Annotated in this window: 16 protein-coding genes; 8 read left to right on the forward strand and 8 right to left on the reverse strand. The window is 73.1% G+C overall.

Features of this window, described 5'->3' with window-relative positions; all coding sequences use genetic code 11:
- Positions 1-54: 54 nt before the first annotated feature.
- Positions 55-1,977: an AMP-dependent synthetase/ligase gene (locus AC067J_RS03285; RefSeq protein WP_478296244.1), complete on the reverse strand. Its 1,923-nt coding sequence runs from the start codon at positions 1,975-1,977 to the stop codon at positions 55-57.
- A gap of 339 nt (positions 1,978-2,316) precedes the next feature.
- On the opposite strand from AC067J_RS03285, the gene AC067J_RS03290 reads away from it, so the two are divergent.
- The 4 genes from AC067J_RS03290 (at position 2,317) to AC067J_RS03305 (ending at position 8,555) form a co-directional block, all read left to right on the forward strand.
- Positions 2,317-4,050 (forward strand): ABC transporter ATP-binding protein, encoded by a 1,734-nt coding sequence (locus AC067J_RS03290; protein WP_478296245.1) that lies wholly within the window; start codon positions 2,317-2,319, stop codon positions 4,048-4,050.
- Between the two features lie 233 nt (positions 4,051-4,283).
- Positions 4,284-6,182, forward strand: a complete 1,899-nt coding sequence (locus AC067J_RS03295; protein ID WP_478296246.1) for an ABC transporter ATP-binding protein — start codon at positions 4,284-4,286, stop codon at positions 6,180-6,182.
- A 214-nt stretch (positions 6,183-6,396) separates the two neighbouring features.
- Positions 6,397-7,347: an RNA polymerase sigma factor SigJ gene (gene sigJ, locus AC067J_RS03300; protein WP_478296247.1), complete on the forward strand. Its 951-nt coding sequence runs from the start codon at positions 6,397-6,399 to the stop codon at positions 7,345-7,347.
- Between the two features lie 140 nt (positions 7,348-7,487).
- Complete coding sequence (locus AC067J_RS03305; RefSeq protein ID WP_478296248.1) at positions 7,488-8,555, forward strand: NAD(P)/FAD-dependent oxidoreductase; 1,068 nt, start codon at positions 7,488-7,490, stop codon at positions 8,553-8,555.
- Positions 8,556-8,692: 137 nt separating this feature from the next.
- On the opposite strand, the gene lepA is transcribed toward AC067J_RS03305, so the two are convergent.
- Complete coding sequence (gene lepA / locus AC067J_RS03310) at positions 8,693-10,561, reverse strand: translation elongation factor 4 (protein ID WP_478296249.1); 1,869 nt, start codon at positions 10,559-10,561, stop codon at positions 8,693-8,695.
- 225 nt (positions 10,562-10,786) lie between these two features.
- Between lepA and AC067J_RS03315 the strand changes: the two genes are divergently transcribed.
- From AC067J_RS03315 to AC067J_RS03325, 3 genes are all read left to right on the forward strand, one after another.
- Positions 10,787-11,092: an antibiotic biosynthesis monooxygenase family protein gene (locus AC067J_RS03315; protein ID WP_478296250.1), complete on the forward strand. Its 306-nt coding sequence runs from the start codon at positions 10,787-10,789 to the stop codon at positions 11,090-11,092.
- Between the two features lie 170 nt (positions 11,093-11,262).
- Positions 11,263-11,532, forward strand: coding sequence for a 30S ribosomal protein S20 (gene rpsT / locus AC067J_RS03320; RefSeq protein WP_329885167.1), 270 nt, complete (start codon positions 11,263-11,265; stop codon positions 11,530-11,532).
- Between the two features lie 341 nt (positions 11,533-11,873).
- Positions 11,874-12,761 carry a hypothetical protein gene (locus AC067J_RS03325; RefSeq protein WP_478296251.1) on the forward strand — a complete coding sequence of 296 codons (888 nt, stop codon included), beginning with the start codon at positions 11,874-11,876 and terminating at the stop codon, positions 12,759-12,761.
- 150 nt (positions 12,762-12,911) lie between these two features.
- Here AC067J_RS03325 and holA read toward each other — a convergent pair whose 3' ends face one another.
- Complete coding sequence (gene holA / locus AC067J_RS03330) at positions 12,912-13,910, reverse strand: DNA polymerase III subunit delta (RefSeq protein WP_478296252.1); 999 nt, start codon at positions 13,908-13,910, stop codon at positions 12,912-12,914.
- Between the two features lie 72 nt (positions 13,911-13,982).
- On the opposite strand from holA, the gene AC067J_RS03335 reads away from it, so the two are divergent.
- Positions 13,983-14,276 carry a hypothetical protein gene (locus tag AC067J_RS03335; protein WP_478296253.1) on the forward strand — a complete coding sequence of 98 codons (294 nt, stop codon included), beginning with the start codon at positions 13,983-13,985 and terminating at the stop codon, positions 14,274-14,276.
- 315 nt (positions 14,277-14,591) lie between these two features.
- On the opposite strand, the gene AC067J_RS03340 is transcribed toward AC067J_RS03335, so the two are convergent.
- From AC067J_RS03340 to leuS, 5 genes are all read right to left on the reverse strand, one after another.
- Complete coding sequence (locus tag AC067J_RS03340) at positions 14,592-17,072, reverse strand: ComEC/Rec2 family competence protein (protein ID WP_478296254.1); 2,481 nt, start codon at positions 17,070-17,072, stop codon at positions 14,592-14,594.
- Between the two features lie 204 nt (positions 17,073-17,276).
- Positions 17,277-18,422: a ComEA family DNA-binding protein gene (locus AC067J_RS03345; RefSeq protein ID WP_478296255.1), complete on the reverse strand. Its 1,146-nt coding sequence runs from the start codon at positions 18,420-18,422 to the stop codon at positions 17,277-17,279.
- 182 nt (positions 18,423-18,604) lie between these two features.
- On the reverse strand, positions 18,605-19,450 hold the full coding sequence (locus tag AC067J_RS03350; protein WP_478296257.1) for a DegV family protein: 846 nt from the start codon (positions 19,448-19,450) through the stop codon (positions 18,605-18,607).
- Between the two features lie 58 nt (positions 19,451-19,508).
- Positions 19,509-20,333 carry a hypothetical protein gene (locus tag AC067J_RS03355; RefSeq protein ID WP_478296258.1) on the reverse strand — a complete coding sequence of 275 codons (825 nt, stop codon included), beginning with the start codon at positions 20,331-20,333 and terminating at the stop codon, positions 19,509-19,511.
- A gap of 448 nt (positions 20,334-20,781) precedes the next feature.
- Positions 20,782-23,691: a leucine--tRNA ligase gene (leuS, locus tag AC067J_RS03360; protein ID WP_478296259.1), complete on the reverse strand. Its 2,910-nt coding sequence runs from the start codon at positions 23,689-23,691 to the stop codon at positions 20,782-20,784.
- Positions 23,692-23,755 lie beyond the last annotated feature (64 nt).

Here is a 23,755-nt window from a genome sequence, read left to right on the forward strand (position 1 = left end):
CCATTGTCCCGTACGGCCCGGGTGGTCCTCCGGGCCGTACGGAACGGGGGCGGCTCAGGCCTCGTTGGCGCCCGCGTACATCGCGGTGACGGCGTCCGCGTACTCGCGCTCGACCACCGGGCGCTTGATCTTCAGGCTCGGCGTGAGCTCGCCGTGCTCGACGTCCAGGTCGCGCGGCAGCAGGTGGAACTTCTTCACCGTCTGCCAGCGCTGGAGGTCGGCGTTGAGCCGCTGCACGAAGCCGTCGATCAGCTTGTGCACCTGCGGGTCGGCGACCACCTCGGCGTAGGACTTGCCGGCCAGGCCGTGCTCGGCCGCCCACGGCATGATCGCCGCCTCGTCCAGGCCGATCAGCGCGGTGCAGAAGTTGCGGCCGTTGCCGATCACCAGGATGTTGCTGACGAACGGACAGACCGCCTTGAACTTGCCCTCCACCTCGCTGGGCGCGACGTACTTGCCGCCGGAGGTCTTGAACATGTCCTTCTTGCGGTCGGTGATCCGCAGGAAGCCGTCCGCCGACAGCTCGCCGATGTCCTCGGTGTGGAACCAGCCGTCGGCCTCCAGCACCTCCGCGGTCTTCTCCGGCAGGTTGTGGTAGCCGCGCATGATGCCCGGGCCGCGCAGCAGGATCTCGCCGTCCTCGGCGATCCGGACCTCGGTGCCGGGCAGCGGCCGGCCGACCGTGCCGACCCGGATGTCCTCCGCCCGGTTGACGCACGAGCCGGCGCTGGTCTCGCTCAGCCCGTAGCCCTCCAGGATCGGCACCCCGGCGCCGACGAAGAAGTACCCGATCTCGGGGGCGAGCGCGGCACTGCCGGAGACCGCGCCGCGCAGCCGCCCCCCGAACGCGGCCCGGATCTTCGCGTACACCAGCTTGTCGGCCAGGGAGTGCTTGAGGCCGAGGGCGAAGGGGACGCGGTCGCTTCCGGTGGCGACCCGGTTGGCCTGGGCGGTGCGGGCGTACTCGCGGGCGGTGCGGGCCGCCCACAGGAAGATCTTGTACTTGGCGCCGCCCTCCGCCCGGGCCTTGCCGGCGATGCCGTTGTAGACCTTCTCGAAGATGCGCGGCGCCGAGGCCATGATGGTCGGCCGGATGACCGGCAGGTTGTGGATGATCCGGTCGACCCGCCCGTCCAGGGCCATCACGTGGCCGGTGGCGATCTGCCCCGAGATCAGCGTCTTGCCGAAGACGTGCGACAGCGGCAGCCACATGAACTGCACGTCGTCGGCGGCCAGCAGCCCGCTGGCCTCCTGCGCTCTGCCCTCGTACGCCCAGCAGTCGTGCACCAGTCGCACGCCCTTGGGCCGGCCGGTGGTGCCGGAGGTGTAGATGAGGGTGGCCAGCTGCTCCTTGTCGAGCCCGGCGACGGTCCGCTCGACGGCGTCGGGGTGCTCGGCCAGGTACTCGGCGCCGAGCTGCTCCAGCTCGGCGAGGGTGATCACGGTGAGCCCGGCGGCCTCGGGAACCTCCGCGACCGCGTCGAAGAGGATGACGGTCTTCAGCTCGGGCAGCCGCTCCTGTTCGGCGACGACCTTGGCCAGCTGGGCGGCGTTCTCGGCGAACATGGCCCGGGAACCGGAGTCGGAGAGGATGAACGCGGTCTCGTCGGCGTTGGTGCTCGGGTAGACGGCGGTGGTGGCCGCGCCCGCGCACATGTTGCCGAGGTCGGCGAGGACCCACTCCAGCCGGGTGGAGGAGGACAGGGCGACGCGGTCCTCGGACCGGATGCCCAGCGACAGCAGGCCGGCCGCCACCGCGTACACCCGGGCGGCGGCCTGGGCCCAGGTCAGCGAGCGCCACTGCTCGGCGCCGGGGGCGCTGTCCGCCGCCTGCTCGTCCACCGGGGCGGGGTAGCGGTAGGCCTCGGCACCCGGGGTGGCGGCGACGCGCTCCAGGAACAGGTGGGCGACGGAGGCGGGGCGCCCGGCGACGATGTCGGCGCGGCCGGAGTCGATCAGGGACTGCGCGGAACTCAACGAGGACCTCCGGGAGCGGGTGGCCGTCTGAGGGAAGGCTCTGAGGGATTGTCGCGGCGCCCGTGGGGGCGGTCGCCGGCCCCCTTCGGTAACCAGGCCGGTACCGGCGAGTAACAAGGGGGCAATCAGCAGCCTAGGGGGAAACCGGTCATTCCGTAAGAGGGGGCGGCCAGCTGGCACCCTCCCGATCCACCGGTGCACGGCACAAGCCCGCCCGCCGGAACGTTCGGCAAAGGGCTGGACAAAGATCCGGCTCGCTTGCCCGGAATGGCCTGCACGAGCCGGTCGAAGAACGAGAATTGGGATGCCAAAGCCGCCGCCGACGACAAGAGTGAGCCAGTGCTGATCAGACTGCTCAGGGCGTACCTCCGCCCGTACACCCGACCGATCACCCTGCTGGTGCTGCTCCAGCTGATTTCCACGCTCGGCCTGCTCTACCTGCCGACACTCAACGCCGACATCATCGACAACGGCGTGGTGAAGGGCGACACCGGTTACATCCTGCGCGTGGGCGCGGTGATGATCGGCATCACCCTGCTCCAGACCCTCTGCGCCATCTGCGCCGTCTACTACGGCGCACGCACCGCGATGGCCCTCGGCCGGGACGTCCGCACCGACATCTTCGACCGCGTCCAGGGCTTCAGCTCCCGCGAGATGGGCCAGTTCGGAGCCCCCTCGCTGATCACCCGGACAACCAACGACGTCCAGCAGGTCCAGATGCTGGTCCTGATGTCCTTCACGATGATGGTGGCCGCGCCGATCATGTGCATCGGCGGCATCATCATGGCGCTCAACCAGGACGTACCGCTCTCCGGACTGCTGCTCGCCGTCGTACCCGCCCTCGGCGCCGTCGTCGTCCTGCTGGTCCGGGCGCTGCGCCCGCGCTTCCGCAGCATGCAGGAGAAGATCGACACCGTGAACCGGGTGCTGCGCGAGCAGATCACCGGCATCCGGGTCATCCGGGCCTTCGTCAAGGACGACCACGAGCAGGCCCGGTTCGCCGGCGCCAACGAGGACCTCACCGGTGTCTCGCTCCAGGTCGGCAAGCTGATGGCCTATCTCTTCCCCAGCGTGATGCTGGTCGTGAACGTCTCCAGCGTCGCCGTGCTCTGGTTCGGCGCCCACCGGATCGACAGCGGCGAGATGGAGATCGGCGCCCTCACCGCCTTCCTCTCCTACCTGCTGCAGATCCTGATGAGCGTCATGATGGCCACCTTCATGTTCATGATGGTGCCGCGCGCCGAGGTCTGCGCCGAGCGGATCCAGGAGGTGCTCACCACCAGCTCCAGCGTGGTCCCGCCCGCCGCGCCCGTCACCGAGGTGCTGCGCCGCGGCCACCTCGAACTGCGCGACGTCGACTTCCGCTACCCCGGCGCCGAGGCCTCCGTGCTGCGCGGCATCGACATCGCCGCCCGCCCCGGCCAGACCACCGCCGTCATCGGATCCACCGGCAGCGGGAAGTCCACCCTGCTCGGGCTCGTCCCCAGGCTCTTCGACGCCACCACGGGCCAGGTCCTGCTCAACGGCGTCGACGTCCGCGAACTCGCCCCCGAGACCATCGCCGACAGCGTCGGACTCGTCCCGCAGAAGCCCTACCTGTTCTCCGGCACCGTCGCCAGCAACCTCCGCTACGGCCGGCCCGACGCCACCGACGAGGAGCTCTGGCACGCCCTGGAGATCGCCCAGGCCAAGGAGTTCGTCGAACAGCTCGCCGAGGGCCTGGACGCGCCGATCGCCCAGGGCGGCGGCAACGTCTCCGGCGGCCAGCGCCAGCGCCTGGCCATCGCCCGCACCCTGGTCCGGCGGCCCGACATCTACCTCTTCGACGACTCGTTCTCCGCGCTCGACTACGCCACCGACGCCCGGCTGCGCAAGGCCCTCGCCCGCGAGACCTCCGACGCCACCGTGGTGATCGTCGCCCAGCGCGTCTCCACCATCCGCGACGCCGACCGGATCATCGTCCTCGACGAAGGCGCCGTCGTCGGCAGCGGCACCCACGGCGAACTCATGGCCGGCAACCCGACGTACCGGGAGATCGTGCTCTCCCAGCTCACCGAGCAGGAGGCGGCGTGACCACGCCCGACAAGCCCGCGCCGGACCGGAAGAACCCCACCGCCGGAGGCCCTGGTGGCCCCGGCGGTCCCGGTGGGTACGGCCCAGGTGGCCCCGGTGGACCCGGTGGACCGGGCAGGGGCGGACCCGGCGGACCGGGCGGCCCGGGCGGACCCGGCGGAGGCCGCCCCCCGCAGTCCGGCGACTCCCAGGCCGCCGCCGCCCGCCGCGGCCCGGCCGGCCCCGGCCGGTTCATGGGCGGCCAGGGCGCCGAGAAGTCCATGGACTTCAAGGGCTCCGGCAAGCGCCTGCTCAAGCTGCTCCGCCCGGAACGCGCCCTGATCGCCGGCGTCCTCGCCCTCGGCGTGCTCAGCATCGGCTGCGCCGTCATCGGCCCCAAGATCCTCGGCAACGCCACCGACCTGATCTTCGCCGGCGTCGTCAGCGGCCGCTTCCCGGCCGGCGCCTCCAAGCAGGAGGTCGTCGACGCCATGCGCGGACGCGGCGACAACGACATCGCCGACCTGCTCTCCTCCGTCGACTTCACCCCCGGCCAGGGCATGGACTTCGGCGCCATCGGCAACGTCCTGCTCTGGGTCCTGGCGATCTACGTCGCCTCCTCCGTCTTCGGCGTCGTCCAGGGCCGCCTCGCCGCCCGCGCCATCCAGCGGGCCGGCTACCGGCTGCGCCAGGACGCCGAGGCCAAGCTCGCCCGGCTGCCGCTCAGCTACTTCGACAAGCAGCCGCGCGGCGAGGTGCTCAGCCGGGTCACCAACGACATCGACAACATCAGCCAGACCATGCAGCAGACCACCGGCCAGGTGATCAACTCGCTGCTCACCGTCGTCGGCGTCCTCGCCATGATGTTCTGGATCTCCTGGCTGCTCGCCCTGATCGCGCTGATCGCCGTCCCGCTCTCCGTCCTCGTCGCCACCCGGGTCGGCAAGCGCGCCCAGCCGCAGTTCGTCCAGCAGTGGAAGTCCACCGGGCAGCTCAACGCGCACATCGAGGAGATGTACACCGGCCACACCCTGGTCAAGGTCTTCGGCCGGCAGAAGGAGTCCGCCGCGACCTTCCGCGAGCACAACGAGGCCCTCTACGCGGCCAGCTTCAAGGCCCAGTTCATCTCCGGCATCATCCAGCCCGCGATGATGCTCATCGGCAACCTGCAGTACGTGCTGATCGCCGTGGTCGGCGGCCTGCGGGTGGCCACCGGCGCACTGAGCATCGGCGACGTCCAGGCCTTCATCCAGTACTCCCGGCAGTTCAGCCAGCCGCTCACCCAGGTCGCCAGCATGGCCAACCTGGTGCAGTCCGGCGTCGCCTCCGCCGAGCGCATCTTCGAACTCCTCGACGCGCCCGAGCAGACCCCCGAGCCGGCCATGCCGGAACGCCCCGACGCCCTCCGCGGCCGGGTCGTCTTCCAGGACGTCGCCTTCCGCTACGACCCCGGCACGCCGCTCATCGAGGACCTCTCGCTCAAGGTCGAGCCCGGCCAGACCGTCGCCATCGTCGGACCCACCGGCGCCGGCAAGACCACCCTGGTCAACCTGCTGATGCGGTTCTACGAGGTCAGCTCCGGCCGGATCACCCTCGACGGGGTCGACATCGCCGCCATGTCCCGCGAGGACCTGCGCTCCGGCATCGGCATGGTCCTCCAGGACACCTGGCTGTTCGGCGGCACCATCGCCGACAACATCGCCTACGGCGCCGACGGCGCCACCCGCGAACAGGTCGTCGAAGCCGCCCGCGCCGCGCACGTCGACCGCTTCGTGCGCACCCTGCCGGACGGCTACGAGACCGTCATCGACGACGACGGCGCCGGCGTCAGCACCGGCGAGAAGCAGCTGATCACCATCGCCCGGGCCTTCCTCGCCCAGCCGTCGATCCTCGTCCTCGACGAGGCGACCAGCTCGGTCGACACCCGCACCGAGGTGCTCATCCAGCGCGCCATGGCCCGGCTGCGCAGCGGCCGCACCAGCTTCGTGATCGCCCACCGGCTCTCCACCATCCGGGACGCCGACGTGATCCTGGTGATGGAGGACGGCTCGATCGTCGAGCAGGGCACGCACGACGAGCTGATCGCCGCCGACGCCGCGTACGCGCGGCTCTACAAGGCGCAGTTCGCCGAGGCGGTCGCCGAGCGGGAGTGACCCCGGCGCCACCGGGCGGGAGCCCGGGGCGGGAGGCCCGACGGCCGCTCCGCCCCGGGCTCCCGCGCGTCCGGGCCCCGCGTGTACGGTCCCCGCACGTCCGGTTCCTCGCTCGTACGGTTCCCGCCCGGGCCGCCCGGCCCGCGCGGCCTGCCCGGATGCGACCGACCCGAGGGTCTTCATGATCGCGACGACCGGCGCTACCGTAGGGCCCGTGAGTGACGACCCGTCGACCGCAGCCGCGACCGCCCGCCAGACCGACCGCCAGACCTCCGGCGCCCGGCCCGCCCCCGACGCCTTCGAGGCGAACCGGCGGTACCTCGGCTCGGTCGCCTACCGGCTGCTCGGCTCCTTCACCGACGCCGAGGACGTCCTCCAGGAGGCCTGGCTGCGCTGGCGCTCCGTCGACCCCTCCACCGTCGCCGACCCGCGCGCCTTCCTCACCACCGTCGTCACCCGCCTCTGCTACGACCAGCTCGGCTCCGCCCGCGCCCGCCGGGAGGCCTACTTCGGCGAATGGCTGCCCGAACCGGCCGTCTCCTACCAGGACACCCCGGCCTCCCCCGCCGAGCTCGCCGAACTCGGCGAGTCCGTCTCGCTGGCCCTGCTCGCCGTCATGGAACAGCTCACCCCGGCCGAACGCGCCGCGTTCGTGCTGCACGACGTCTTCGCCGTCGGATTCGACGAGATCGCCGCCTCGCTCGACCGCACCCCCGACGCCGCCCGCCAACTGGCCTCCCGCGCCCGCCGCCGGGTCAAGGACGGCGGCCGCCGGGCCACCGCCGACCCGGCCGAGCACCGGCAGGCCGTCGAGGCGTTCGCCGCCGCCACCGCCCGCGGCGACATCGAGAGCCTGCTCGCCGTCCTCGACCCCGAGGTGATCTGGCACTCCGACGGCGGCGGCATCGTCACCGCCGGCGCCCGCCCGGTGTACGGCGCCGACAAGGTCTCCCGCCTGGTCACCGGCCTGGTCGCCAAGTTCCTCACACCCGAGTCGGTCATCGGCTTCGCCCTGGTCAACGACGCGCCCGGGCTCATCTGGTACGAGCGGCCCGGGCAGGTCAGCGGCGTGATGGCCTTCACGGTCGCCGACGGCCGGATCACCGAGGCCCACGTCGTCGTCAACCCTGAGAAGCTCACCCACCTGAACGTGACGGCCCCCTGACCGACATGTGACGCAGGCCACCGTCACACTCCGGCCGGCCGCGTCGTCCCCTTCCCGAAGACGCGCAGAAACGCTCCCCGGTGACCCCGGGGACGCCGCGAGAGGGCGCCGCCGAAGGCGCCGCGAAGGAGCGGGACGACATGACCGAGAAGCAGATCGTCGTACTGGGTGCCGGCTACGCGGGCCTCACCGCCGCGACCCGGGCCGGCAAGGGCGGCCGGGTGACCCTGATCGCCCCCGAGAGCCGCTTCCTGAACCGCATCCGCCAGCACGAGACCGCCGCCGGCCGCCCCGAGCACCGTCCCGCCGTCGCCGAGGTCCTGCGCGGCCGGGGCGTGCGGCACATCCAGGCCCGCGCCACCCGCATCGACCCCACCGCCCGCAAGGTCTTCCTCGACAACGGCGACACCGTCGCCTACGACACCCTCGTCTACGCGCTCGGCAGCCGCACCGCCTGGCAGGGCGTCCCCGGCGCCGCCGAGCACGCCTACAGCGCCGAACGGGCCGGCGAGGTCGCCGAACGCCTGCGCACCGCCGACCGCCCCGGCACCGTCGCCGTGGTCGGCGGCGGCGCCACCGGCATCGAACTGGCCGCCGAACTCGCCGAGGCCCACCCCGGCTGGAAGGTCCGCATCGTCGCCGCCGGCCAGGTCGGCGGCTGGTTCTCGGCCAAGGGCCGCGGCCACGTCCACACCGTGCTCCGCGGACTCGGCGCCGAGATCCACGAGAACCACACCGTCACCGCCGTCGACGCCGGGGGCCTCGACACCACGGCCGGCCGGATCCCCGCCGACCTGGTCGTCTGGGCCGCCGCGATGGAACCGCACCCGCTGGCCGCCGAGGCCGGCCTCACCGTCAACCGGGCCGGCCAGGCCGTCGTCGACGGTCACCTGCGGTCGGTCTCGCACCCCGAGGTGTACGTGATCGGCGACGCCGCCGAGGTCACCGTCCCCGGCACCGGCACCCTGCGGATGGGCTGCGCCACCGCCCAGCCGATGGGCCGCTACCTCGGCAAGGTCCTCGCCGGACGCACCGACAAGCCCTACACCTTCCGGTACGCCGTGCAGTGCCTGAGCCTCGGACGGCGCGAGGGCCTGGTCCAGCTGATCCACGGCGACGACTCGATGCGGCCCGGCGCCCTCACCGGCCGGACCGGGCGGCTGGTCAAGGCGGCCATCGTCAACGTCGTGGTCATGTCGCTGCGCTGAACCCGCCCTGCCCGGGCCACCCCGCCCTGCCCCGGAACGCATGAGGGCCCGGAACGCACGAGGGCCCGGAACGCACGAGGGCCCGGAACGCACGAGGGCCCGGGACGTGATGTCCCGGGCCCTCGGCGGCGCCGTCGTTACTTCTTTTCCTTCGGCGCCTCGGCGTCGGTCGACAGCGCGGCGATGAAGGCCTCCTGCGGGACCTCCACCCGGCCGACCATCTTCATCCGCTTCTTGCCTTCCTTCTGCTTCTCCAGCAGCTTGCGCTTACGCGAGATGTCACCGCCGTAGCACTTGGCGAGGACGTCCTTGCGGATCGCCCGGACCGTCTCACGGGCGATCACGCGCGAGCCGATGGCGGCCTGGATCGGCACCTCGAACTGCTGGCGCGGGATCAGCTTCTGCAGCTTGCCGGCCATCATCACGCCGTAGTTGTAGGCCTTGTCCTTGTGCACGATCGCGGAGAACGCGTCCACCGCGTCGCCGTGCAGCAGGATGTCGACCTTCACCAGCTGGGCGCTCTGCTCGCCGATCGGCTCGTAGTCGAAGGAGCCGTAGCCGCGGGTCTTGGACTTCAGCTGGTCGAAGAAGTCGAAGACGATCTCGGCGAGCGGCAGGGTGTAGCGCAGCTCGACGCGGTCCTCAGACAGGTAGTCCATGCCCTGGAGGTTGCCCCGGCGGGCCTGGCAGAGCTCCATGATCGCGCCGACGAACTCGTTCGGCGCCAGGATGGTGCCGCGCACGATCGGCTCGTACACCTCGGCGAGCTTGCCGGTGGGGAACTCGCTCGGGTTGGTGACGGTGTGCTCGGTGCCGTCCTCCATCACCACGCGGTAGACCACGTTGGGGGCGGTGGAGATCAGGTCGAGGTTGAACTCGCGCTCCAGCCGCTCCCGGATGATCTCCAGGTGCAGCAGGCCGAGGAAGCCACAGCGGTAGCCGAAGCCGAGCGCGACCGAGGTCTCCGGCTCGTAGACCAGCGCGGCGTCGTTCAGCCGCAGCTTGTCCAGGGCGTCGCGGAGCAGCGGGTAGTCCGAGCCGTCCAGCGGGTAGAGGCCGGAGAACACCATCGGACGCGGGTCCTTGTAGCCGCCCAGCGCCTCGGTGGCACCCTTGTGCATCGAGGTGATGGTGTCACCGACCTTGGACTGCCGGACGTCCTTCACACCGGTGATGATGTAGCCCACCTCACCGACACCGAGGCCGTCCGCGACCTTGGGCTCCGGCGAGATGACGCCGATCTCCAGCAGCTCGTGGGTGGCACCGGTCGACATCATCGCGATCCGCTCACGCTTGGTGAGCTGGCCGTCGACGACACGGACGTAGGTGACCACGCCGCGGTAGGAGTCGTAGACCGAGTCGAAGATCATCGCGCGGGCGGGGGCGTCCTTGACGCCGACCGGGGCCGGGATGTTGTCGACGAGGTGGTCCAGCAGCTCCTCGACGCCCAGGCCGGTCTTGGCGCTGACCTTGAGCACGTCCCCCGGGTCGCAGCCGATGATGTGCGCGATCTCCGCCGCGTACTTCTCGGGCTGCGCGGCCGGCAGGTCGATCTTGTTGAGCACCGGGATGATCGTGAGGTCGTTCTCCAGCGCCAGGTACAGGTTGGCGAGGGTCTGCGCCTCGATGCCCTGCGCCGCGTCCACGACAAGGATCGTGCCCTCGCAGGCCGCCAGGGAGCGGGACACCTCGTACGTGAAGTCCACGTGGCCCGGGGTGTCGATCATGTTGAGGATGTGCGTGCTGCCGGCGTTGGCACCGGTCTTCGGCGCCCACGGGAGGCGGACGGCCTGCGACTTGATGGTGATGCCGCGCTCGCGCTCGATGTCCATGCGGTCGAGGTACTGGGCACGCATCTGCCGCGGGTCGACCACGCCGGTGATCTGCAGCATCCGGTCTGCGAGCGTCGACTTGCCGTGGTCGATGTGGGCGATGATGCAGAAGTTGCGGATCAGCGCCGGGTCGGTACGGCTGGGCTCTGGCACATTGCTGGGGGTCGCGGGCACCTTGGTCCGATTCTCCGTTGGTCCGGGGGCCGGGGGTGTCCGGATCATCGCTGACCGGCTTCCCGGGCGACCGGACGGTCGTCCGATCGAGATAGTTCCTCCCATCTTCCCACCTCCCGCGAGCGGGACGCGCGCCGCCGTCCGGTTCGACCCCGCCACCCGCCCCGCGGCCGCCCCTCCGGCCCCGCTCCCCCGGCCGCGGCGGCCCGGGCAGGATGGCGCCCCATGATCCTCGAAAGCGCACTGCTCGACGTCCTGCCCGGCCAGGAGGAAGCCTTCCTCGCCGCCTTCGCCGAGGCCCGACCGCTGATCTCCGTCCAGCCCGGCTTCCGCTCGCTCGAACTGCGCCGCTGCCTGGACGAGGGTCGGGGCTCACGATTCCTGCTCCAGGTGGAGTGGGAGACACTGGAGGACCACACCGAGGGGTTCCGCCGCTCCGCCGAGTACCGGCGGTGGCGCGAACTGCTGCACCACCACTACCGGCCGTTCCCCGAGGTCGAGCACTACGGCGAACCGGTCCTGCGCGCCTGAGCACCCGCCCGCGCCGCCGGGCCCGCGGCCGCCCGGTTTGGGGCGGACGGGGCGCCCCTGGTAGCGTTGGCCGCTGCACCTGGCCCCGGCATGCCCTCTCAGCTGGTCCGGCGGCCGCACGGTGCAGCCCCGTTCCAACCGTTCAATCCAGACAAGACTGAGGCTCCTTCGTGGCGAACATCAAGTCCCAGATCAAGCGCAACAAGACCAACGAGAAGGCGCGCCTGCGCAACAAGGCCGTCAAGTCCTCGCTGAAGACCGCTCTGCGCAAGGCCCGTGAGGCCGCTGCCGCCGGTGAGACCGAGAAGGCCGCCGAGCTGGCCCGCGCCGCCTCCAAGGCGCTGGACAAGGCCGTGAGCAAGGGCGTCATCCACGCCAACCAGGCCGCCAACAAGAAGTCGGCCATCACCAAGCGCGTCAACACCGCCGTCCAGGCCTGACGCCACCGGGGCCGCCTCGACGGCCCCTCCCCCTCGGGACGAACCGGCCCTCTACCCGGACGCCCGAGGCGCACAGAACGACTCGCACCGCACGCGGCCTGCGTTCGCCACGCGGGTGCGGTGCACAGAGCATCACCAGAAGTGCCTGCTCGCAGGCCTTCTCCCACTGCCCGACCGGTCCCCACCGGTCGGGCAGTGGGCGTTTCGGCCGGGAAGCGCCCGGTTCCAGGGCCCCGGCGGCGCCGACCGGGCGGGGCCACTGCGACGCCTGTCGCGTCCTGCGGCCCGACCGATAAGGTCTGGTTCCGGCACCTTCGTCGAAGGCCCAAGGGGGGCACACATTGGGGACACCACCGCCGCCGCCACCGCAGAACGGGCCCGGCTTCGCCGGCTTCCCCCAGCAGCCGCAGCACCCGCAGCCCGCTCCGCAACCGCCGGCCCCCGCCCCGGGCGGACCGCCCGGCTTCGGACCGCCGCCCGGACTGCCCAGCTCACCCGGCGCGCCCACCCCGACCGGCACGCCCACCGTGCCCGGGACCCTCGCCACCCCCGGTGGCCCCGGTGGCCCCGGCAGCCGCAAGGGCGGGAACCTGCGCCGGAACGCGGTCTGGGCCTTCGTCGGCGCGGTGCTCGCCTCGGCCGTGTGGACCGGCACCGTCGCCGTCGTGCCCGGCCTCGTGCACAGCGGCTCCTCGGCCCGGAGCATCGGCGACTACCACCCCGTCGACAAGATCTGCGACGCGGGCAAGCTCACCGCGTTCCGGCAGAAGTACAAGATGGTGGACAACTACCCGCTGGAGCACACCGGGCGCAGCGAGTCCATGGACATCATGCGGTGCTACGCCCTGATGAAGCGGACGGTCAGCGACAGCGACACCCCCGACTACGCCACCCTCGACATCCGCGTCGAACTGCACAAGGCCGTCGACTCCTCGCCCGAGTACGCCGCCACCCGGCACTACTTCGAGCAGCAGAAGTACGAGATCACCGACGTGCCGAACCTCGGCGAGGAGGCCTACTTCGCCTACGGGGACGAGCCGACCAGCTCGGACAAGACCTTCCACGACATCAACTACTACCTGCAGGTCCGCGACGGCGGCATGACGTTCTCGCTCTACTGGACCGACAACTACCAGACCGGCAAGAACCACACGCTGGACCGCGAGACCGTCCGCCGCGCCATGCTCGACGACACCCGGGACATGCTCAAGGCCATCGGCGGCAAGTAGCCGGCGCGGGGCGGTGTCCGGGCGCGGGCGCGGGAGCGGAGTGCCCGGCGGGGCCGGTGTGCTCCGGCCGCCCGGCGCGCCCGGGGTGCCTCCGGGGTACGTCGGGGCAGTCGGATCCGCTCGGGTGCGCTCGGATCGGCTCGGGGGGCGTCAGTAGGACGGCCGGGAGCCCGCGCGGGCGGCCCTGGCGACGGCGACCACGGCCCGTTCCAGGGCGAAGGCCGGATCGTCGGACCCGCCCTTGACGGCGGCGTCCGCCTGCGCGATCGCGGTCAGCGCCACGGCCACCGCGTCGCCGGTCCAGCCGCGCATCTGCTGCCGCACCCGGTCCACCTTCCAGGGCGGCATGCCCAGCTCGCGCGCGAGGTCCGCCGGGCGCATGTTCCGCCCGGTGGTCGCCAGCCGCCCGATGCTCCGCACGCCGGACGCCAGCGCGTAGGTGATGCCGGTCGGCGGCTGGCCCACGGCGAGTGCCCAGCGCAGCCGCTCCAGCGCCTCGGCGGCCCGGCCGGTGACCGCCAGGTCCGCCACCTCGAAGCCGGTCGCCTCGGCCCGGCCGCTGTAGTAGCGGGCCACCACCGTCTCGTCGATGGTGCCCTCGACGTCGGAGGTGAGCTGGTTGCACGCTGCCGCCAGTTCGCGCAGATCGCTGCCGAGCGCGTCCAGCAGTGCCTGGCAGGCCTCCGGTGTCGCCGAGCGTCCGAGCGTCCGGAACTCCCCCTTCACGAACGCCAGCCGCTCGTTGGCCTTCGCCAGCTTGGCGCAGGCGACCTCCCGGCCGCCCGCCTTCCGCCCCGCGTCGAGCAGGCCCTTGCCCTTGGCACCGCCCGCGTGCACCAGCACGATGATCACTTCGTCGGCGGGGGCCTCGATGTACGCCTTGACCTCCTTCACGGAGTCGGCGGAGAGGTCCTGCGCGGCCCTGACCACGATCACCTTGCGCTCGGCGAACAACGAGGGCGTGGTCAGCTCGGCCAGGCTGCCGGGCTGGAGACTCCCGGGTGCGAGATCCCGCACGTCGGTGTCCGGGTCCGCCGCCTTCGCCGCCGCCACCACCTGGGCGACCGCGCGGTCCAGCAGCAGCTCCTCCTGGCCGACCGCGAGGGTCAGCGGGGCGAGCAGGTCGTCGGGTGCACTCTTCCTGGCCATCGCCTACCAGCATCCCACGGGGCACGGACACCCCCCGCCCACCCGCTCCGCCGCCCACGGGACAATGGCCGGGTGACCGAAGATCCCACCACCGACCAGCCGCACGGCTTCGACCCCGACGCCCGGCAACTGCTCGTCCTGCCCGACCGCGACGCCGCCGAGGAGGCCGCGGAGGAACTGGGCGCCGACCACCCCGACCTCGGCGAACCCGAAATCGTCCGCGACGCGCTCGCCGGTGAGGACGACGCCGAGGACGCCCAGTGGCTGGTGGTCGTGGAGCCCCCCGAGTCCGGTTGGACGCCCGCACGCCTGCACGCCCTCGACGCCCTCGCCGCCACCCACGAGGGCTGGCGCGAGCAGGGCTGACCGCCTCCTCCGGCGGACGCGGGCGGTCCCGGCGGTCCCGGGCGGTCCAGGGCGGCGACTACGCGGTCCCTGCGGTCCTGCCGGCGACTCTGCGCGGAAAGTCGGCGGGTCCGACTTCCTGCGCAGGGTGGTCGCCACGCGGCTCCCGGCCCGCCTGCCCGCCCGGGCCGGGCTCGGCCCGGGCGGGCAGGCGGGCCGGCGGGCAACGATCCGTTTCCCCTGGGCTCCCCCGCCCCCTCCCTCCTCCCCTGCCCCCGACCCCTGCCCTGGCCCCGACCCCGATTTTCGGTGGGGGAGGAGGGTGGTTCTCGGGGGTCACCCCGGCGGGGCGCGCCGCCCGTGGGTGGTGTGCGGGCCCTGCGAGTGGACGACCGCGCCCAGGTGGGCCGGGGAGTCCCCCGTCACCGCGATGTCACCGGCACGGTCCGTCCGCAGCACCGTGGCACCCAGGGACCGCAACCGGTCCACCGTCCGAGGCGACGGGTGACCGTACGGGTTGCCGGCGCCGCAGGAGATCAGGGCCAGCCTCGGACTCAACGCCGCGGCCAGCGGCCAGTCCTGATGGGCCGAGCCGTGATGGGCCACCTTCAGCACATCCACCCGCGCCGCACCTCCAGCCGCACCCAGCCGGCCCAGCAACGCCTCCTGGGCCGGCGGCTCCAGATCGCCCAACAGGGCCAGCCGCAGCCCGCCCGCCAACGTCACCAGCACCGCGACACTCGCGTTGTTCGCACCCGACGCCACCGTCTGTTCCGCGTCGTCCGGCCACAGCACCTCCCACGACACCCCGGGGCCCGCGGACCGGCGCTCGCCGAGCCGTGCGCGCAGCAGCGGCACCCCGGCCGCCGACGCCCAGCCCGCCACCCGGGCGGCCTCACCCGGCGGATCGTCCAGTACCGTCCCCTCGACCGCCCCGACCCGCCGGCTCCGCAGCACACCCGGCAGCCCCTCGACGTGATCGGCGTGGAAGTGGGTCGCCAGGAACAGCGGTACCCGGGTGATGCCGAGGTCGCGCAGGCACCGGTCGGCCGCCCGGGGGTCGGGCCCGGCGTCCACCACCACGGCGCTGTCCGGCGGGTCGCCGCCCTCCCCGGTGACGGGCAGCACCAGCATGTCCCCCTGCCCCACGTCGCACATGACCAGCCGCCAGTCCGGGGGCGGCCAGCCCGTCGCGACCCTGGCGAGCAGCGGCGGCCGGAGCAGCACGGTGAGCAGGACGAGCAGGAGGACGCCCGCCACCACCGGTCGGACCCAGCCGCGCGGCGCCCGCCGGCCGATCCGGTCGGCGGGCCGGGGCAGCAGCAGCGGAACCGTCCAGCAGAGCGCGACCGTCCCCACGGCGAGGGTCACCGTGCCGAACAGCCCGCCCGGCCAGGACAGCCGGGCACCCGGCAGCTCGGCGCCGTACCTGGCCACCGCCGCCAGCCAGCCGGCCGGAACGGCGGCCGGCTCGGCCAGCAGCCTGGCGAGGGCCGGGGAGAGCGGATCGACCGCGAGGACCGTGAACCCGAGCAGGGTCGCCGGGGCCACCGCCAGCTCGGCCAACAGGTTGCACGGGATGCCGACCAGGCTGACGTGCCCGGAGAGCACCACCGTCACCGGCGCGCAGAGCGCCTGGGCCGCAGCCGTCGCCCCGACGGCGCCCGCGAGGCGGTGCGGCCAGCCGCGCGCCCGCAAGGCGGCCGCCCAGCGCGGGCCGAGGATCACCAGGCCGCTGGTGGCGAGCACCGAGAGCAGGAAGCCGTAGGACCGGGCCAGCTGGGGATCGAGGAGGATCAGGAGCAGGGCGGTGCCCGCGAGGGCCGGCACCGCCTGGCGGGGGCGGCCGGTCGCCAGCGCCAGGAGCCCGATCAGCCCGGTCCCCGCCGCTCTGAGCACGCTCGGCTCGGGGCGGCAGACCGTGACGAAGGCCAGTGTGACGGCGGCCCCGAGCAACGCGGTGGTGCGCAGCGGAATCCCGAACAGGGCTGCCAGGCCCCGCCGTTCGGCGGTTCCTGCCTGGCCCGGGGCGCCCAGCAGCACGCCCAGCACGATCGCGAGGTTGGCCCCGCTGACCGCGACCAGGTGGGCCAGGTCGGTGCCCCGGAACGCCTCCCGGAGGTCGTCCGGAAGACGCGACGTGTCGCCCACGACCAGGCCTGGCAGCAGCCCGCGCGCGTCCGGCGGAAGGTGGTCGGTGGCTTCGCGCAGCCCTGACCGCAGGCGGCCGGCGATGCGCTGCGGCAGGCTCGGTGGCGCCAGCTGTCTCGGCTCGCCGCGCACGATCAGCAGTGCCGCCGACTCGACGTCGCGCTCCCCCGCCGGGCGGACCGTCGCCTCGACGGCCAGCCTGGTCGAGGGCAGCACCCGCTCCCAGGGAGCCGTCGCGCCTTCCCTGACCATCACCGTGACCGGAGTCCGAGTGCGGACCGTGTGCGCGCCGGGTGCGGGGAGGAACCCGTCCGGAACGACGACCCGGTCCGCCACGGCGTCCACGGTGAGCAGCCGTTGCCCGGCACCCGACCCTCCGGCCCGCGAGGTGTGCGTGCGGGGATCGCCGGTGACGGTCAGTTCGACGCCGACCACCGGGGCGGGAAGGGCGGCCCGGGCCAGCTCGGGCAGCGGCCCGCGGTGCAGGTCGGCGGTGTGCAGGAGGGTGGCGGCCGCGGCGGCCGCTCCGGTCAGCAGCACGGCGGCCGACGTCAGGACGGCGGCGCGGCGGTGGTCGGTACCCCGGCCGCGGACCAGCAGGACGAGCCCGAGGAGGGCCGCCGCTGCTGCAGCCGAGGTGAGGGCGGTGCCGTGCCCGGGGCCCACCCCGAGGACCGCTGCCGTGACCGCCCACGCGGAGACTGCGGGAAGGAGCAGGCGGAAGTCGTTCGGACGGGCTGCGGGGGACGGCGGGTTCTTCCTCGCGGCGGGAGTGAGGACGGCGGTGGCGATGACGGCACCTCCTTTTCGGGCGCGGGTGGGTGCGGGAGACGGTGCAGCGGGCGGTGCAGCGGGCGGCGCGGTCGGCCGTCAGAGGATGAGCAGTGGTCTGATCTCCGAATAGGTCCGTTCCCCGATCCCGCTCACCTGCCGGAGCTGGTCGAGCGAGCGGAACGAGCCGCCGTGCGAGGTGCGGAAGGCGATGATGCGCTGGGCGAGGGTCGGGCCGACGCCCGGAAGCGTGTCGAGCTGTTCGAGGGTGGCGCGGTTCAGGCTGACGGGCTGCTTGGCCGTGCCGGCCGGCGGTGGTCCGGCTCCCGCCCCGGCGGCCGGCTGGAGGCCGGACTCGCCGACGAGGATCTGCTCACCGTCCGTCAGTACGCGCGCCAGGTTGAGGTTCCTGGTGTCCGTCTCCGGCAGTGGGCCGCCGGCCACCCGCAGGGCGTCCGCGACCCGCGAGCCGCCGGGCAGGGTGTGCACGCCCGGCGAGTGGACCCGCCCGCCGATGTCGACCACCACGAAGGCGGACGGTTCCGCGCCGGTGCCCAGCTCGGTAGCGCTGCCCGGAGCACCCGCCCCGGGCTGGGCAGCGGCGCCGGTCTCGGTCCCAGGCAGGCCCGGTGCCGGGGCGGCCTGGTCCGCCGACGCGACCGCGACCGCCGGCACCTCGACCGGTTGCGGCCTGGCCAGCCAGAAGTGCTGGACGCCGTAGCCCACGGCGAGCAGCAGCAGGACGAGCAGCCCCACCACCGCCCGCCGGTCGAGGGCCGGCAGCATGCCCGCCCACGGGTGCACCCGCTCCGGCTCGGCCCCGGCACCCGCCCCGACACCCGCACCCGCACCGCCAGCCGCTGACCCGGTCGGCGGACCGACATTTGAGCCGGCGGACGGGATGCCAGGCGGGATACCAGCCGAGAGGTCGGGCGGGCCGCCGGGCGGGTCAACGGGTGCCGAGAGGTCGGCCGGCACTTCGGGCAGCACCTCGGGCAGTCCTTCGGGCGGCGCATCGGGCCGACCGCGGGGAGGCCCGGCCCCCACCGGCTCACCGCCGGCCAGGGACCGACCGCTCGCCGGCCGCTCCCCCACCGCCCGCCGGTCCACGGGCTCCTCGTACACCGACGGCTCGCCGGGCAGCCCGTCGCTGTACGGCAGCAGTGCCGCCATCCGCAGGCCCGCGGTCTCGGTGATGTGCTGGATCCGTCGGCGCCTTGCCGCGCCGATGCGCATGCTCGTCATGCGGAGCACGGTAGGAGTCGCTGCGGGGGTACGCGGAAAATGCCGAAACCCTGTGGAAAACCCAGGGTCTGTGGACAAAAAGACTCACCCCGAGGAGGGAGTCGACTGCCCTCGCATTGACGGAAACCAGCTCAACGGACCCCGACCCCGACCCCGCCCCCGGTTCGGCCCCTCGTCCCGGCTCAGCGCGGCGACACCACCACGGCCAGCAGCCCCGGCCCGACGTGCGCACCGATCACCGCGCCGACCTCGGCGACGTACAGGTCGCGCAGCCCCGGCACCCGCCCCCGCAGGCGCTCCGCGAGCGGCTCGGCCCGGTCCTCCGCCGCGAGGTGGTGGACGGCGATGTCGACCTCCAGCTCCCCCGCCCGCTCGACCGCGATCTCCTCCAGCCGGGCGATCGCCCTGGACGCCGTCCGGACCTTCTCCAGGGGCTCGATCCGGCCGCCGTCCAGGTGCAGCAGCGGCTTGACCGCCAGCGCCGAACCGAGCAGTGCCCGCGCGGCGCCGATCCGCCCACCCCGGCGGAGGTACTCCAGGGTGTCGACGTAGAAGAAGCCGCTGCTCACCGCCGTCCGCCGGGTGGCGGCCTCGGCGGCCTCGTCCAGCCCCCGCCCGGCCGCGATCGCTTCGGCGGCCGCCAGGACCCCGTACCCGAGCGCCATCCCCACCAGCCTGCTGTCCACCACCCGGACCGGAACGGGCGACTCGGCGGCCGCCATCCTGGCCGCCTCCGCCGTCCCGGAGAGTTCACCGGAGATGTGGACCGAGACGATGCCGCACGCGCCCGCCTCGGCGGCCGCCCGGTAGGCGGCGGCGAACGACTCGGGGCTGGGCCGGGAGGTGGTCACCCGGTGCTTGCCCCGAAGCGCCTCGGCGACGTCCTTGGGGGAGATCTCGACCCCCTCCGCGAGCACCTCGTCACCGACCGCGACGCTCAGCGGGACCACCGTGATCCCGTGCCGGTCGACGGCCTCCTGGGGCAGGTAGGCCGTGGAGTCGGTGACGAGTGCGAGGTCGGCGGGCATGAGGCGGAGGTTACTCCCCACGTGGCCGGGGCGACAGCGACCGGGGACCGGAGGCCGGTCAGCCCGCCGTGGGCCCGGCCGTCGGCTTCCGCAGCCGGTTCGCCAGCTTCGCCAGCGGGTCGGTGAGGCCCAGCAGCTCCTCCGCGCTCGGCCGACCGCCCGTCCCGTCCGGCAGCGCGTTCCGGGCCGCCCCCTCACGCGAGGCGTCGCGCGGGCCACCCGCGGCGCCCGCCCCGCCACCCGCCGCACCCGGACGCGAACCCGCAGCACCCGCGCCACCCGCGCCACCCGCGCCACCCGCGCCACCCGCGCCACCCGCGCCACCCGCAGCACCGTCCCAGTGCCGCAGCGCCCCGGCCTCGTTCTCGCACTCCTGGCTCAACCGGCCCAGCTCGTCGTCCGCGAACCGGTGCATCCGGTCCTGCGCCGCCCAGCGCATCGTCTCCGCGGAGTGCGTGATCCGCTCGGCCCGCTCGCGCAGCTCGGGCAGCTTCGCCGCGATCCGGCCGACGTCGGGCTCGCGCTCCAGCATCCGCAGCTCGCCGTCGAGCTCGGCCGCGTGGGTGTCGAGCCTGGCCAGCAGTGCCAGCGCCTCGGTGAGCTGGCCGTCCTGCGTGAGGCCGCCCTCCAGGACCTGCCGGGTGCCGCTCAGGGAGGTCCGCAGACCCAGCCGGACGGCCGAGATCTGGCCCTGCGGGCCGGTCTGGGCGTAGGTCTTGGCCCTGAGTGTGACGTTCTCGACCGCGCGCCGGGCCTTGGCCTCCTGGCGCTCCATCTTCTCGCCGACCGCACGGGCGGCCTTCACAGTGCCGACCACGAGGAGCACCGCCACCACGAGGCCGAGCAGCAGAGCCAGTCCGACCATCACGCCGAGCACGTCCATCACGAGCCACCTTCCGCCAGCCGAACCGGCCCCCACCGGTCCCAACGCGGGCCGGACCACCGTGGGTTCCACCGTAGCCCCCGGACCCGCCGGGGAGTGGGCCGATCGGGACCGCCGGGCCCGAGATCAGGGACAGATCGGGGATCACCCCGAGAGCGCCGCGCCGCTCCCCGCGCACCCTGCCCACGGGCCACCCGCGCCCCGCCGAGGCGCCCACCAGCTGCCCGGCCCGCGCCCCACCCCGGCGCCCGCACGCCCCCGTACACACCCCCGCACACGCGCCCACCCGGTGCGTCCACCGACGCCGAGGGGCGGGCATCCCCGAAGGAACGCCCGCCCCGCAGCACATCACCACATCACCCGGTGTCACTCGCTGTCACCCGGTCGGGATCATCCGAACGGGATCACCCACCCGGTGTCACCCGGTCTCACCCGGTGCACTCCGGTGTCACCCGGTGACGATGTTGACCAGCTTCGGCGCCCGCGCGATCACCTTGCGCACCTCGGCCCCACCGATCGCCGCGACGACCGCCGGGTCCGCCAGCGCCAGCGCCTCCAGCTCGGCGTCCGAGATCGACGGCGCGACCTCCAGCCGGGCCTTGACCTTGCCCTTGACCTGCACGACGCAGGTCACGGACTCGTCGACCACGTACGCCGGGTCGGCGACCGGGTAGTCGGTGTGGGCCAGCGACTCGCCGTGGCCCAGCCGGCGCCACAGCTCCTCGGCGATGTGCGGGGCCAGCGGCGCGACCATCAGCACCAGCTGATCGGCCACCTCGCGCGGCGTCGAACCGCGCTTCACCAGGTAGTTGTTCAGCTCGATCGCCTTGGCGACGGCCGTGTTGAAGCGCAGCCCGGTCATGTCGCCGCGGATGCCGTCGATGGCCTTGTGCAGCGCGCGCAGGGTCGGCTCGTCGGCCGGCTCGTCGACGACGACCAGCTCGCCGGTCGCCTCGGAGACGATGTTGCGCCACAGCCGCTGCAGGAAGCGGTACGAGCCGACGACCGCGCGGGTGTCCCACGGGCGGGAGACGTCCAGCGGGCCCATCGACATCTCGTACAGGCGCAGCGTGTCGGCGCCGTACTCGTCGGCGATCTCGTCCGGGGCGACGGCGTTCTTCAGGGACTTGCCCATCTTGCCGGCCTCGCGCTTGACCGGCTCGCCCTGCCAGAAGTACGCGCCGTCGCGCTCCTCGACCTCGGCGGCGGGCACCGGGAAGCCGCGCTCGTCGCGGTAGACGTCGGCGGTGATCATGCCCTGGTTGAACAGCTTGTGGAACGGCTCGACGGAGGAGACGTGGCCCAGGTCGTGCAGCACCTTGTGCCAGAAGCGGGCGTACAGCAGGTGCAGCACGGCGTGCTCGGCACCGCCGACGTACAGGTCGGCGCCGCCGCCCGGCTTCTGCTCGGTCGCGCCCAGCCAGTACCGCTCGTTGGCCGGGTCGACGACGTCCGCGCCGTTCGTCGGGTCGACGTAGCGCAGCTCGTACCAGCAGGAACCGGCCCAGTTGGGCATGGTGTTGGTCTCGCGGCGGTACTTGCGGACGCCGTCGCCCAGGTCCAGTTCGACGTTGACCCAGTCCTCGTTGCGCGACAGCGGGGTCTTCGGCGAGGAGGTGGAGTCGTACGGGTCGTAGGTGTGCGGCGAGTAGTCGTCGACCTCGGGGACCTCGACGGGCAGCATCGACTCGGGCAGCGCGTGCATGACGCCGTCCTCGTCGTAGACGATCGGGAAGGGCTCGCCCCAGTACCGCTGGCGGCTGAACAGCCAGTCGCGCAGGCGGTAGTTGACGGTGCCCTCGCCGATGCCGCGCCCGGCCAGCCAGGCGGTGACGGCGGCCTTGGCGTCGACGACGCTCAGGCCGTCCAGCGAGATGCCGTCCTCGGTGCCGTCCGTGTGTGCCGAGTTGACGATGACGGAGTCGTAGGTGTCGAACGCGTCGTCCCAAGCGTGCGGGTCCTCGCCGCGCCCGTCGGTCGGGGCGACGACGCAGCGCATCGGCAGCTCGAAGGCGCGGGCGAAGGCGAAGTCGCGGTGGTCGTGGGCGGGGACGGCCATGATGGCGCCGGTGCCGTAGCCCATCAGCACGTAGTCGGCGATGAACACCGGCACGGGCTCGCCGCTGACCGGGTTGACCGCGTAGGTGCCGGTGAAGACGCCGGTCTTGACCTTCGCCTCGACCTGGCGCTCGACGTCGGACTTGGCGGCCGCGGCGGCACGGTAGGCGGCGACGGCCTCGGCGGGGGTGGCGGCGCCGCCGGTCCACTCCGCGCGGGTGCCCTCCGGCCAGGACGCCGGGACGATCGCGTCGACCAGGTCGTGCTCGGGGGCCAGCACCATGTAGGTGGCGCCGAACAGGGTGTCGGGGCGGGTGGTGAAGACGGTGATCTTCTCGGCGTCGCCGGCCGCCGTGTCGACGGCGAAGTCGACCCGGGCACCCTCGGAGCGGCCGATCCAGTTGCGCTGCTGCAGCTTGATGGCCTCGGGCCAGTCCAGCAGGTCCAGGTCGGAGATCAGCCGGTCCGAGTAGGCGGTGATCCGCATCATCCACTGGCGCAGGTTGGACTTGAACACCGGGAAGTTGCCGCGCTCGGAGCGGCCGTCCGCGGTGACCTCCTCGTTGGCCAGCACGGTGCCCAGGCCGGGGCACCAGTTGACCGGCACCTCCTTGCTGTAGGCCAGCCGGTACTCGCCCAGCACCTCGTCGCGCTCGGCGGCGTCCAGCGAGGCCCAGGTGCGGCCGCCCGGCACCTCGCGCGTGCCGTCCTCGAAGCCGGCGATCAGCTCGGCGATCGGGCGGGCCCGGCCGGCCTCCTCGTCGTACCAGGAGTTGAAGATCTGCAGGAAGATCCACTGGGTCCAGCGGTAGTACTCCGGGTCGATCGTGGAGATCGAGCGACGCGGGTCGTGGCCCAGGCCCAGGCGGCGCAGCTGGCGGCGCATGTTGCCGATGGCCGCCTCGGTGGTGATCCGGGGGTGCTGGCCGGTGGCCACCGCGTGCTGCTCGGCGGGCAGGCCGAACGCGTCGTAGCCCAGGGTGTGCAGGACGTTGTGGCCGGTCATCCGCTGGTAGCGGGCGAAGACGTCGGTGGCGATGTAGCCCAGCGGGTGGCCGACGTGCAGGCCCGTACCCGAGGGGTACGGGAACATGTCCATGATGAAGCTGTGCGGCTTCGCGGCGACGTCACCGGCAGCGGGGTCGGCCAGGTCACCGGCCGGGTTGGGGGCGTGGAACGTCCCCTCCTTCTCCCAGATGTCCTGCCAGCGGGACTCGATCTCCGCCGCCAGGGCGGCGCTGTACCGGAACGGCTCGGTCGCGGTCTCGGCCGCGCCGGACGCAGGGGTCGTCTCGCTCATGGTCCTTCAAGCTCCATCGATGTCAGTTGGCGAACCGGCGCGCCGGGCCTGCCACGGCGGACGG

The sequence above is a fragment of the Kitasatospora sp. NPDC042419 genome (assembly GCF_056437345.1).